The sequence below is a fragment of the Lentibacillus salicampi genome, assembly GCF_004565465.1.
GTDB classification, from domain to species: Bacteria; Bacillota; Bacilli; order Bacillales; family Amphibacillaceae; genus Lentibacillus; species Lentibacillus salicampi.
The window spans coordinates 41,232-54,574 of sequence record NZ_SRHY01000009.1 but is presented as its reverse complement, the minus strand read 5'-3'; the positions used below and the strand labels follow the sequence as shown (position 1 = coordinate 54,574).

At 45.4% G+C, this 13,343-nt stretch carries 10 protein-coding genes and 1 riboswitch; of the genes, 9 read left to right on the top strand and 1 reads right to left on the bottom strand.

Going from position 1 to position 13,343, the window contains the following annotated elements:
• Positions 1 to 23: 23 nt before the first annotated feature.
• From E4U82_RS08350 to E4U82_RS08340, 3 genes are all read left to right on the top strand, one after another.
• Positions 24 to 374 carry a Rieske (2Fe-2S) protein gene (locus E4U82_RS08350; RefSeq protein WP_135109744.1) on the top strand — a complete coding sequence of 117 codons (351 nt, stop codon included), beginning with the start codon at positions 24 to 26 and terminating at the stop codon, positions 372 to 374.
• Positions 375 to 378: 4 nt separating this feature from the next.
• The gene (locus E4U82_RS08345; RefSeq protein WP_135109743.1) at positions 379 to 1,620 is read left to right on the top strand and encodes an NAD(P)/FAD-dependent oxidoreductase; all 1,242 of its coding nucleotides are present in this window, start codon (positions 379 to 381) and stop codon (positions 1,618 to 1,620) included.
• A 199-nt stretch (positions 1,621 to 1,819) separates the two neighbouring features.
• Positions 1,820 to 2,716, top strand: a complete 897-nt coding sequence (locus tag E4U82_RS08340; protein WP_135109742.1) for a glycine betaine ABC transporter substrate-binding protein — start codon at positions 1,820 to 1,822, stop codon at positions 2,714 to 2,716.
• 372 nt (positions 2,717 to 3,088) lie between these two features.
• Here the strand turns inward: E4U82_RS08340 and E4U82_RS08335 are convergent, their stop codons facing one another.
• Positions 3,089 to 3,439, bottom strand: a complete 351-nt coding sequence (locus E4U82_RS08335) for a SpoIIAA family protein (protein WP_135109741.1) — start codon at positions 3,437 to 3,439, stop codon at positions 3,089 to 3,091.
• 308 nt (positions 3,440 to 3,747) lie between these two features.
• On the opposite strand from E4U82_RS08335, the gene E4U82_RS08330 reads away from it, so the two are divergent.
• The 6 genes from E4U82_RS08330 to sat all read left to right on the top strand — a co-directional run bounded on the left by E4U82_RS08330 (position 3,748) and on the right by sat (position 13,334).
• Positions 3,748 to 5,226: a peptide MFS transporter gene (locus E4U82_RS08330; RefSeq protein ID WP_135109740.1), complete on the top strand. Its 1,479-nt coding sequence runs from the start codon at positions 3,748 to 3,750 to the stop codon at positions 5,224 to 5,226.
• A 166-nt stretch (positions 5,227 to 5,392) separates the two neighbouring features.
• Positions 5,393 to 6,799 (top strand): MDR family MFS transporter, encoded by a 1,407-nt coding sequence (locus E4U82_RS08325; RefSeq protein ID WP_135109739.1) that lies wholly within the window; start codon positions 5,393 to 5,395, stop codon positions 6,797 to 6,799.
• A gap of 470 nt (positions 6,800 to 7,269) precedes the next feature.
• Entirely contained in the window at positions 7,270 to 8,178 is a 909-nt protein-coding gene (locus E4U82_RS08320; RefSeq protein ID WP_135109738.1) for an EamA family transporter, read from the top strand.
• 134 nt (positions 8,179 to 8,312) lie between these two features.
• Positions 8,313 to 8,416: riboswitch (TPP riboswitch) on the top strand.
• 113 nt (positions 8,417 to 8,529) lie between these two features.
• A complete protein-coding gene (locus tag E4U82_RS08315) occupies positions 8,530 to 10,194 on the top strand; it encodes a peptide ABC transporter substrate-binding protein (RefSeq protein WP_135109737.1) in 1,665 nt (554 codons plus the stop codon).
• A gap of 180 nt (positions 10,195 to 10,374) precedes the next feature.
• Positions 10,375 to 11,802, top strand: a complete 1,428-nt coding sequence (locus E4U82_RS08310; RefSeq protein ID WP_135109736.1) for an aldehyde dehydrogenase family protein — start codon at positions 10,375 to 10,377, stop codon at positions 11,800 to 11,802.
• A gap of 374 nt (positions 11,803 to 12,176) precedes the next feature.
• The gene (gene sat / locus E4U82_RS08305) at positions 12,177 to 13,334 is read left to right on the top strand and encodes a sulfate adenylyltransferase (protein WP_135109735.1); all 1,158 of its coding nucleotides are present in this window, start codon (positions 12,177 to 12,179) and stop codon (positions 13,332 to 13,334) included.
• The last annotated feature ends 9 nt before the right edge of the window (positions 13,335 to 13,343 follow it).

The window sequence follows — 13,343 nt, the reverse complement described above, 5'->3', positions numbered from 1 at the left end:
AATCAATTGCGAGGGGGATAGCCATGCCACAATCAGAGGGGATAGATCCCGTGTTGAATGACGCTTATATGTATGTGTGTTCAAGCTCTGAACTTGAAGAAGATGATCTTTTTGAGTGTGAAATAGGAACGGAGACGATTGTTGTCGGCCGGGGCGAAGCAAACGTGTATGCCGTGCAGGGAATATGTTCGCACGCGCATGCTGAGTTGGTTGACGGGGAATTGGATGGCACGTGCCTGACGTGCCCGCTGCATTTTGCCTGCTTTGATATCCGTGATGGTTCGGTGCTGGAAGGACCGGCGGAAGCCCCGCTCCAAGTCTACAAAGCAATCGAAGCTGACGGATCCGTTTGGGTGAGCAAGGAAAGGGGATGATAGGGTGGCTGCAGAAAACACAATGGTGATTGCCGGAGCGGGCATTGCAGGGGTGCATGCCGCCGAGAGCCTGCGAGCGGAAGGCTATCAAGGCCGGGTTGTGCTGATGGACCGCGACAGGCAAATGCCTTACGATCGTCCGCCCTTGTCAAAAGAGTGGCTAACCGACGATACGGATGAAGCAAGCATGTTATTACGCGACCCTGAGATTTATGGAAAGTTAGACATAGAATTGAAGCTGGGTGTCGAGGTGAACGACATCGATCCCGTTCGGAAAACCATCACGGCCAAAGATGGTTCTTCTTATGACTGGGAGAAACTTCTGCTCGCAACAGGATCCAAATTGCGCACCTTGTCGATTGCGGGCGATGACCTTCAAGGCATTTTTTACTTACGGCGAATGGCAGATGCCGTCGCTATGAAACAACATATGCAGCATGTGAACGAGGTTGTGATTATTGGAGCTGGTTTTATTGGTGCTGAACTAGCTTCGTCATTGAGGAAACTGGGCATCGACGTGACGATTGTGGAGCGGTCTTCGTACCCCATGGAAGCAGTCGTTGGCCGAGACATATCTGCTTCTTTATTAAATTTACACGATCGTCATGGTGTCAATGTAATTCTCAATGATTCAGTTGTGCAGTTCAACGGGGAGTCAACCGTTGAGGAAGCCATAACAGCTGAAGGGCGGCGTCTTCCATGTCAAGCGGTTATGATAGGTGTCGGTGCCACACCAAACACGGTGGTGTCGCATCCGCAGTTAGAGGCAGAAGGCGGCTATGCTGTGAATGAATTTGGTGAGACATCGATTCCGGACATTTATGCTGCAGGGGATTGTACGTTATGGCCGTATCGCGGCACGCCCATCCGTGTGGAACATTGGGATCATGCCGTCAACCATGCCAGGACAGTTGCCCAAAACATGCTGCAACCTCGCTCAACTCCCTATACGTATACACCGTATTTTTGGTCAGACCAGCATGGCAGCCGCTTCCAATATTTCGGGCATGCCAAGCAATGGTCCAAAACCGTCCTGCGGGGATCGCTGGAATCACATGCATTTACAAATTTTTACCTGGATGACCAGAATCGCGTCCAAGCAGCATTTATTGCGAACCAGCCGAAAAATGCCTTACCCGTAAGACGGATGATTAAACAGCAAAAAGTTATCGATCCAGAGGCCTTGGCAGATGAAACGATCGCATTGAAAAAAGTGCCGCAGAAATCCGTTATGAACAACACATAGGATAATTGAAAATTTTATGGTTATCTATTTCAACGTCAGAAAGTATAAATTATGGTTGACCTTATAAGAAAAACTTCGGCACTCGCTATAAGACGAGGCGAATGCCGAGTTTTTCTAATGATTAAACGCACGATTTGACAAAGTTCAATACCAAGAAATTAATGAAAATCTTAATCCAGAAAGGTTGATAGTAAACAGTATGCTAGCATTATCAAAAAAATGGGTTACACTTATAAGTATTAGTATTGTCGTCATGTTGGTGGGTTGTCAGGAAAAATCCAGCGTAGACAGCGCGGAAGAAAGCAATGATGCAGCGGATATTGAGGAAATTGTTGGAATTGAGCCGGGGTCAGGAACCATGGACATCGCCCAGAAAACAGTTGACGGCTACAACTTGGATTTGGAACTGACGACAAGTTCAGAAGCAGGCATGTTATCGGAATTAAAACGTGCTATTGAAAATGAAGAACCGATTGTCGTTACCCTTTGGCAGCCGCACTGGGCATTTAAAGATTATGATTTGAAGTTTTTGGAGGATCCAAAAGAAACTATGGGAGCCTCTGAAAATATACATACGATGGTCAGAAAAGGCCTGGAAGATGAAAAGGGGCCTGCTTACCAGTTGTTGGATAATTTTCACTGGGAAGTAGCTGACATGAATGAGGTTATGGGGAAATTTAGAGCAGACGATGTGGAACCACGCGAAGCAGCTGCGGAATGGATTGAAAACAATCGGGATAGAGTTGACGCTTGGATGGAAAGTATTGAACCGGTTGAAGGTGAGACGATTGAGCTGGCTTATGTTAATTGGGATACCGAAACCGCATCAACGAATGTCGTTGCCCTTGTTCTTGAGGAATTGGGTTACAATGTCAAGTTGACGATGGTTGATATGGGGATCGCATTTGAGGCCCTTTCCAGTGGTGATGTTGATGGTATGCTAATTGCCTGGCTCCCTGTGGGTGCAGCTTCCTATTATGAAGAATATAAAGACGAGATTGTCGATTTGGGTCCGAATTTAGAGGGGGCTCAGCAAGGGTTAGTTGTACCAGAATATATGGATATCGACAGCATCGAGGATTTACCAACGAAATAAGTTTTCAAAAAGACTACCCACTTCATGTAAACGGGGTAGTCTTTTTTCATGGTCTAGGAAATTATAGTTTGAAAGCGCCGTGGATAACTGGCAGCCTTGTCAGTCACGTCCAGCTCCAGCGCCCGGCAAACTTCACACTCCTCCGCTATGATAAGTCCACATCGGTTCGCTTGATAAAGGAAGGCCGACTAAGAACGGCCTTGCCGGCCAACGTCGGCATACCCCTGATGCAGGGGCATGTTTCCTTTATCTCATTGGGGCTAGTGGGGAGGATCGGCTAACCCCACCGCGATGCGCAGCAACGCCGACCCACCTGTGATGCACAGGCGCAGTTTGTACGTCGCTAAACGGGCGTTTCCGCTTTTGCCTTCTTCACGAAAGCCATTCTCTCGCTGCTTCCAGTTCTTCCAACGGATACTGGTTTATTTCCACACCCGGTATAAGTTTCTCTATTTTGTCGTTCAGGCCTACAAACGATTCATCTGCGACAATAGCACTTTTCTTGATGCTTTTCAGATGGGTTGCGATTTTCCAGCCTTCCAAAAGTGCTTTTGGCGTGTTACCATCAATATCCTTGAAAATAAACAGGATGTTAATAGGTTCTTCTTGAAGTTTTTTAGCCTTTAAGGCCTTTTCAAATTTTTGTAAGTCATCCTGTGTCGCTGTTCCCTCAGTCGTCACTTCCAAAATCTCACCCTTGTTTTCACCTTTTATCTCCAGCATTTATCTCATCCTTTCAGGTTTATCTTTGTATACAGTATTTCACCCCGAATGTGAAATGAAACATGGGGAGTGGCGGGACGGGCCTGACACCGCATTAACTTGCAATCCTTCAATTTTTCAGGGCGGTGGAGGTGACAGGCTTACAGTTTTTGCCTATCAGAATCCAATTAAAATTAATAATAAATTCTATTTTTTACATTTGAACAAAACTTCTTGACGGTATTCGAGTGATAGATGGTATTCTATACAAGGTAAAATATTTAACGGTATTTATACTAATTTTAAAAATATTTAAGGGAGTTTTATCATTGTCCTCAAATCAGCAAAAGACGAAACGAAAAGGGTTTTTTGGGCACCCCCCTGCGATGTTCACGTTATTCAACATGGAACTATGGGAGCGGTTTTCATATTATGGTATGAAAGCGCTTGTCATTTATTATATGTACTATGAAGTATCACAAGGTGGACTTGGTTTATCCAAGGATTTAGCTTCTTCAATCATGTCAGTCTACGGATCGCTTGTATTTCTATCAGGCATTATCGGCGGTTGGGTTGCTGACAGGGTTTTTGGCAATCGGAACACGCTGTTCTGGGGTGCGATCACGATTATGCTTGGCCATCTTACATTATCGCTTCCCGGTGGCGTAGGTCCTTTATTTATTGGCATGTTGTTTATCATTTTAGGGTCCGGCTTAATGAAACCCAACATTTCCAATATTGTTGGTGACTTATACAGCCCGACAAGTGAGAAGCGTGATGCAGCTTTCAGTCTTTTCTATATGGCTGTCAACATTGGTGCCTTTGTTTCGCCACTGATTGTCGGGCCTGTCGGACGTAATGTCAATTTTCACTTAGGTTTCAGTTTAGCGGCAATCGGTATGGCAATCGGTCTGATCGTTTATATACTGACGGCTCGCAGGAATATCGGTGACATAGGAAAAGAGGTTAAGAACCCGCTTGAGTCCGGCGAACGTAAAACGATGTCGAAACGCATTATGCTGGGGACTGTTGCTTTTCTATTTCTCGTTTTAATTGCGTTTCTCACAGATAACCTGACTGTTCAGATGTTCATTAATTTTATCAGTGTTTTAGGGGTTGCGATTCCAGCCAGTTATTTTATTATGATGATTACAAGCAAAAAGACAACAGATGTGGAACGCTCACGTATCTACGCTTATATTCCGTTATTTGTTGGTGCAATGATGTTTTGGACGATACAGGAGCAAGGGGCGGTGATTATGGCCCGATTCGCCGATCAGCGAACACAATTGGAATTTTTAGATTTTAACATTGATCCAGCATGGTTTCAATCCGTTAACCCTTTGTTTATTATTTTATTTGCGCCGGTGTTTGCTACTCTCTGGACGAAATTAGGCAGCAGGCAGCCATCAACGCCGCATAAATTTACAATTGGCATATTTTTAGCAGGTATGTCCTTTTTACTGATGACGCTGCCGGGACTTCTCCATGGAACAGATGCATTGGCCAGTCCGTTGTGGCTTGTTGGTTTCTTCTTCCTGGTGACGATGGGAGAATTGTGTCTATCGCCTGTTGGTCTCTCTGCCACAACGAAATTAGCACCCAAGGCGTTTGCGGCGCAGACCATGAGTGTCTGGGGGCTCGCGAATGCAGCCGGACAGGGCATCAACGCTCAAATCACGCCATTGTATGGAGCGGATACTGAAATAGCATACTTTGGAATTATTGGGATGATCAGTGTTGTAATTGCGCTTATTCTATTGTTCTTGTCCCCTAAGATCAGTTCGTATATGCGCGGGTTGCACTGATGGACATGAGCTGATAGATGAGTTATAAGATCAGAAATCCCGCCTTTTGATGAAAGATCACAACAGGCGGGTCATGATCAACTGATGCTTTGCTGAAACATCCTGTGACATGTATTATAGTATAGAGATGAATAGTGGAGGTTAGCATGCAGAGGAGGCAGACGAGATGACTTCGACGGATTTATCCCGTTTTCATAGACGTTTACTTGTGGCGATTACATTATCGGCATCTTTTTTATCTGTACTGACGCAATTTCTGCTCATTACAGCTTTTCCTAAAATCATGGATGAGTTTGCGATTAACTCAACGGAAGTGCAATGGCTGACAACCGGCTATATGATTACGATTGCCGTGCTTATTCCGATCACGGCTTATTTTATCGATACGTTTAAAACACGGACATTAATGATGAGTGCCATGTTCCTGTTTTTGACGGGCACTTTAATCGGCTTGGTTGCGCCTTCTTTTCCTGTCCTGCTGGCGGGACGCATTATTCAGGGGATGGGTTCCGGCATTATGATTCCGTTAATGCAAACGATCTTATTTCTTCTGTATCCCAAGGAAAAAAGAGGGTATGCGATGGGGCTGGCCGGCCTTGTGATTAACGTTGCGCCTGCGGTTGGGCCACCGATATCCGGCGTACTGGTAAACTATTTCGATTGGCGCGCTTTGTTCCTGTTAACCCTACCGATTGCCGCGTTGATTTTGCTTCTGGTTTATTTGTATATGCGCAATGTTACCGAGCTGCGTCAAACAGCTATTGATGTTTTCTCCATTTTGCTGTCAACGGTTGGTTTTGGCGGCATGCTTTATGGCTTTAACAAAGTTCAGGAGGGTGGTGTAGGTGACACAGCTGCGATCGTGAGTCTCTTTGTCGGTGTCCTGGCACTTGTTTTATTTGCAGTTCGGCAGTTGCGGCTCACGGCACCTATTTTGGAAATTCGTGTGCTTAAGGTACCGATTTTTGCCCTTGTGGCTGTTATTTCCATCCTGTCGTTCAGTTTACTTATATCTACTGAAACGATATTACCGATGTATGTGCAGAACGCGCAGCAGTTTTCCGCATTTTATGGTGGCTTAATTGTGATGCCAGGGGCCTTGACGCTCGCCGTGATGTCCCTCTTTGCGGGGAGACTGTTCGATCAATATGGTGGTAAAATCATTGCCATTATTGGATTTATGTTGCTTGTCGTAAGTACACTTGGTTTTCATGTCATACTTGAATTGAATACACCATTCGCGATTACGATGTTCTTGTTTATGCTTGCCATGGCTGGTGTGGCATTGATTAATATGCCGATCATGACGGCCGGTATCAATGCGCTCTCTGATAAATTGATTCCCCATGGGACGGCGGTCATCAATACGGCCCGTCAATTTGGAGGGTCGCTTGGACTTACGTTTATTATCTCCTTTATCAGCAGCGCTCAGGCTGGGTCGGGAACCATTGAGCCTGCTGTTTACCTGACCGGTGTGAAAACGGCCTTTTTCGTCGCGTTTTTGTTTGCGGTGACGGGGTTGATTCTGTCTCTCTTTTTAAAGAAGGAGAAACGGGATGCCAAAAGCGGTTGATGGTACGTCATTAGTTGAATTGACATGGAGGATCCAAGTGATATGCCAACGATCACATATTATAATAAAAGCACCGTGGATCATGAAAATGGTATGAAGGTTTAAACAGTGGTGATACGATCAGCCTATTGAAAAGCGCTAATGGGTTGTAAGGGGATCATGCATCAAAAAGAGGTACATGAGAAATGTTGCGAAGTTTAAAAATTTAGGTGCCAATACTCGTTTTTATGACATATTTCCTTGAAATATTGCCCGGGAAATAAAATTGTGAAACGATGTCGAAGAACGTGGTTAATTCGTAATATTAGCTTAGAAAATGTGGCAAAGTCATTTGGCCGCCTCTTCCCATGAATTGAATCAATTGGTATAAAGCAATTCACGGATAAACCTCCCCATGATATAATAACAACTTGTGCGTGCATAAGGTAAAACAAGTACTTGAAACTTCGTAATGATATGGGGGCTTTCGTATGTGGTTTATTTTTTCCCTTTTGACTGCAATGGCATGGGGCGGTGCGAACTTATTTTATAAAAAAGGGTCTGATCCGGATGACAAGCACAGTCACTTGAAAATTGTTGTCATGGTGGGACTTGTCATGGGTATTCATGCAGTCTTGTACATGATCATTAAGGATATTGCGTTCGATCCATTTGATATGGTGCGCTATCTTCCCGTTTCGGCACTTTATATTATCTCCATGACATTCGGATACATCGGCTTGCGCTATATTGAACTTTCGATTGCTGCGCCGGTGCAAAATTCGTCCGGGGCCGTCAGTGCGGTCCTATTGTTTCTGTTTTTTCCAAGAGAACTGCATATGTTGGAAATCGTTGGCGTTGTGGTTGTCACAGCTGGGGTGATTGGGCTGGCGACTTTGGAAAAACAGGATGAGATGGAAGTACTGAAACATGCGAACGGCGAGCTCGATAAGAAATATCAGATTGGTGTACTGGCGATTACATTTCCCATCCTTTACAGCCTGATCGATGGGCTCGGGACGTTTGCTGACGGCATTTATCTGGATGAGCTGAAATTGATCAGCGAAAGTTCCGCGCTGATTGCTTATGAATTGACCTTTTTCATCTGTGCTGTTGTCTGTTTTATCTACATAACACTGATCAAGAAAGAGCGCTTCAACTTTTTCACAGAGCGGGACAAAGGCTATGCCGCGATATTGGAGACGACGGGGCAATTTTTCTATGTTTTTGCCATGGCGGGAAATGCCATGATTGCAGCACCACTCATCGCAGCGCATGGCATTTTTTCGGTCATTTTGTCATGGATTTTTTTGAAGGAAGTGCTATCCACGAGACACTACATCATGATTGGTATTGTGATGACTGGGATTATTATGCTTGGGGTCTCGGATGCTATGTGAGCGTAACACGAACCGATTATTGAGACAGCAAATCAAAAGGGGTATTGGTTTTTTTGCCGGGAATTGCAGACGGGTGGAAAAACTTGAAAAAAGATTTCTGCATGTTAGAATAGATAATTAAATTACATAAAAGATGGTAGCACTAGGGGAGCTATGAATAGCTGAGAAGAACAACATGTTCTGACCCTACGCACTCGATCCGGATAATACCGGCGTGAGGAAGTGTGTGTTTGTATAACGTGACTCGTTACGGTCCTAAACAAACTGCATTCTCACGGGGGTGCAGTTTTTTACTGTAAAAAAGTTCGAGGTGACCTGCGTTGCCTGATGAATTAGAAAGGGGAAGACGAGATGAACTTTATACGAAAATTATTACCACTTTTACTGCTGTCTCTGCTTCTATTGGCAGCTTGCAATGGCGAGGACCAGGAGAACACAGCGAGCGAAGGAGATTCCGGCGGCGAAGAAGAAAACGTACTCCAGCTGAGTGCGTCCGGCGAAATTCCCGGCCTGAATCCAACAATGGCCGATAACGACTTTAGCTTTAATGTCATCAACCAAGTGTTTGAAGGCTTATACCGTCTGGATCGAGATGGAGACCCACAATTGGCCATGGCGGCAAGTGAACCTGAAGTCAGCGAAGATAATAGAGTCTATACGTTTAAAATACGGGAAGATGCCACCTGGTCAGATGGTTCACCGGTTACGGCAGATGATTTTGAATACGCCTGGAAAAAAGCAGTCGATCCGGAAACAGGCGCCGCATACGGACCACAGTTTGAGGAAATTGTCGCAGGTGCATCAGAAATTTTAAAAGGCAACAAACCGGTTGACGAACTGGGTGTTAAAGCACTGGATGAGCAAACATTAAAAGTGACGCTGGAAGAGCCGGTGCCCTATTTTAAAGATTTATTGACGACAGCTGTATTTTTTCCGCAGCCCGAGGAGTTCATCAAGGAGCAAGGCGATCAATACGCAACAGGCAGTGAACACACCTTGTATAACGGTCCATTTGTCCTGGATGACTGGAATGGAACTGGAAATACATGGACATACGAAAAAAATGATCAGTACTGGGATAAGGATGCCGTGAATGTTGACAGGATTGAGGTTAATGTGGTGAAAGATACCCAAACCGCGGTCGATCTTTACCAAAATGATCAGTTGGATCGTGTTGATTTGACGGGCGACTTTGTCGATCAGTATGCATCAGATGAGGAATACCACACCTTTCTGACGGGTGGGGTCAAATTTTTAAAAATGAATCAAGGAAAAGATGGGGAAGAAACGAACCTTGCCAATTTACAAATCCGAAAAGCATTGAATATGGCACTGGACAGGGACGTGATCGTCAATGACATTCTCAATAACGGTTCCAATGTTTTGTATGGCACGGTGCCACAGGGGTTATCAGAAAATCCGGAAACCGGAAAGGACTTTCGTGCGGAAAATGGTGAATTGATTCATTACGATGTGGATGAAGCCAAAGACCACTGGCAGCAGGGACTGGAGGAGCTGGGAAAAGACGAGTTGGAATTTGCCTTGACGACCTCTGATTCCAGTTCATCCAAACTCATTGCGGAAAATCTTAAGCATCAGTGGGAATCCAGACTTCCAGGGCTGACCATCACGATAAAAAACGTCCCGCCTGAACAGAGTGTGGCCGCTAATGTCAATCAGGAATATGAGCTGATTTTAACGGGATGGGGTGGCGACTACCAGGACCCGATGACTTATTTGAATCTGTTTATTACCGACAGTCCAGGCAACCATACGGGTTATTCGGACGAAGAATATGATAAACTCGTCCTTGATTCGAAATCTTCCCTTGCAGATGAGCCGATGAAGCGTTGGAATGCCTTGCTAAAAGCGGAGCAGCTGCTGATTGAGGAAAGTGCTGTGCTTGTACCGCTTTATCAAACCGGTACAGCATATCTGCAAAAAAATAATGTGAGCGATTTGATCACCTATCAGGTCAGTGCGGATAACTATAAATGGGTTGACGTGGAATCGTAACATCGAAACTGGATAGAATTTTATGGAGGCGACTGAACAAATCGAACACGCGGGGTATGGATGGAAGAAAAATTTTTCATAATCCGTATCCCGCTTTTTGAGGTTTTTATCTTGATGTATAGGGGTACAGCATAAACATAAGCTAAACATACAAGCTTCATGTAAGGAGTGAATAACGATATGCGTGATTATATTAAGCACTATATTAACGGCGAATGGGTAGATTCCACAGGTTCTGAAACCATCGACGTCATCAATCCGGCAACCGAACAGGTTATCGGGAAAGTCAGTAATGGGACACAGGAGGATCTGAACAAGGCTGTCCAGGCAGCACGTGAGGCATTTCCGGCATTCTCCAATACCACAAAAGACGAGCGGATTGAACTTCTTGAAAAAATTGCAAACGAATATGAAAAGCGGAAAGACGATATCATCGAGGTGATCACCGAAGAACTTGGATCGCCTGTCAGTCTTAGTGAGAAAGTTCATTACAATATGGGGCTGCAGCATTTTAAACAAGCAGCCGAGCAGCTCAAACATTTTACGTTCACGGAACAGCGCGGTGATACATTGATTCAAAAAGAGCCGATCGGTGTTGCCGGACTGATTACACCGTGGAATTTCCCGACGAATCAGACATCGACGAAATTAGCTGGCGCTTTTGCTTCCGGTAGTACAGTTGTTATGAAACCATCGGAGCTTACCCCTTATGCAGCCATCCTTCTAGCTGAAATATTTGAGAAAGCAGGCGTACCGAAAGGGGTCTTTAATCTCGTTAATGGGACAGGTGACACCATTGGAAATGGGATCAGTTCGCACCCGGATATTGACTTCATCTCATTTACCGGATCAGGCGGTACCGGGCAGAAGATTTCGGAAAACGCCGCAAAAGATATTAAAAAGGTTTCCCTTGAACTTGGCGGAAAATCACCGTTGGTTGTCCTCGGTGATGCGGACATTCAAACGGCTGCCAAAACAGCGGTGACCAATGTGATCATGAACACCGGTCAGGTTTGTACGGCGGCAACACGTACCCTTGTTCCGAAATCGATTCACGATGATTTCATTGCAGCCGTAAAAGACGTCTTATCCAAGTACAATGTTGGTGATCCTACCGATAAAGAGAACTTTATGGGTCCGCTTGTTTCGGCCAAACAATGGGACCGTGTCCAGTCGTATATCGAAAAAGGATCGGCAGAAGGAGCAACTCTTGTCACAGGCGGCACTGGAAAACCTGATGGGCTTGAGGAAGGCTATTACGTGAAACCAACCGTCTTCACAAATGTTAGCAATGATATGGTCATTGCCCAAGAAGAAATTTTCGGGCCTGTCATGTCAGTGATTACGTACGAGGGTATTGATGAAGCCATTGAAATTGCGAATGATACCATTTATGGATTGGCTGGGTATGTTGTTGGTAAAGATGCTGACACACTAAGAAAAGTGGCCACTAGCATACGTGCTGGCCAAATTACCGTCAATAATGCCGCGCAGGACTTCTCAGCACCATTTGGCGGCTTTAAACAATCAGGAAATGGCCGTGAATGGGGCGACTATGGTATTGATGAATATCTGGAGCCGCGAGCGATTAAGGGCTTCCCGTTCTAAGTAAACGCAACAAGCACGCGTCCTCCGTAAGAAGGAGGGCGGGTGCTTTTTTTATTCAGATCGACTGGTTTTCACCTCATGTTCACATAATAGAACAAGAAACACCCCCGCATCGATATGCTTATCAATAATTTCATTTTCGCATAAATAATCCGCTGATTTAACAATGGATCAACAACAAAATCTATGGTTGATAAACCTTAGATTTGGTAAAGCGCCTTAACGATCGGTGTTTTTTTATTTTGCCCGAACTTTGAGCCCTGCATAACACAAAATGGTGTCACGTACCGCCCAAACATATGGCAAAAGTGGTTCCATCCGAAACTTTTCAGCAATATGTTAGTGTATGGAAACGGAATTCGGGAGGGTATCGTATGGTCAATCAACCACATGGCGGCAGGTTAATCAGCCGTGAATTAACGGGGCCTAATCGCGCGCGGGCCATCAGGCATGCTGAGGCGCTTCCGTCACTGACGGTCAGTTCTTGGGTGATTTCCGATTTGGAACTGATCGGGACGGGCGGTTTCAGTCCTCTGACAGGGTTCATGGGGCAGGCTGATTATGAGAATGTCGTTCGGAATACACGTCTTGCGGATGGCACCATCTGGAGTATTCCGATAACACTGCCGGCAGCTGAAGAACAGACTAAGAATTTTAACATTGACGAAGAAATTGCCCTCAAAGGGGAAGATGGTGTCATCTATGGAACCATCACCGTGGAAGAAAAATATGCATATGATAAAGCGAAAGAAGTGGTGAATATTTATGGCACGACTGATGGTGCGCACCCTGGTGTGAAGAAAGTTTATGCGAAAGGGGATGTGTATCTTGGTGGGCCGATTACGCTTTTCAATCGTCCGGACCACAGTGAGTTTGCAAGCTATTACATGGACCCGGTGGAAACACGGAAGATGTTCGAGGACTTGGGTTGGAAAACCATTGTTGGCTTCCAAACACGTAACCCGGTCCACCGGGCACACGAGCATATTCAAAAAACAGCCCTTGAATCAGTCGATGGTTTGCTGTTGAACCCGCTTGTCGGTGAAACCAAGTCAGATGATATCCCGGCGGATGTGCGGATGGAAAGCTATGAAACGATACTGCGCAATTATTACGTGAAAGATCGAGTACTTCTTGTCATCTATCCGGCAGCCATGCGCTATGCCGGACCGAAAGAGGCGATTTTGCATGCGATCGTCCGGAAAAATTATGGTTGCACGCACTTTATTGTCGGGCGCGACCACGCCGGCGTCGGGGATTATTACGGCACGTATGAGGCCCAGCAGATGATCGCCCAGTATGAAGAGGAACTTGGCATTCAGATTTTCAAATTTGAGCATGCCTTTTACTGCACGGTTTGTGAAAATATGGCGTCTTCCAAAACATGCCCGCACGACAGGGGGAATCATGTCCATTTAAGTGGCACCAAAGTGCGTGAACTGCTTCGGAACGGCAAACGTCCACCAAAGGAATTTTCACGTCCGGAAGTGGCTGATGTGCTAATCAAAGGTATGCAGAAAAATGAAGCGTAGCGGTTCAAA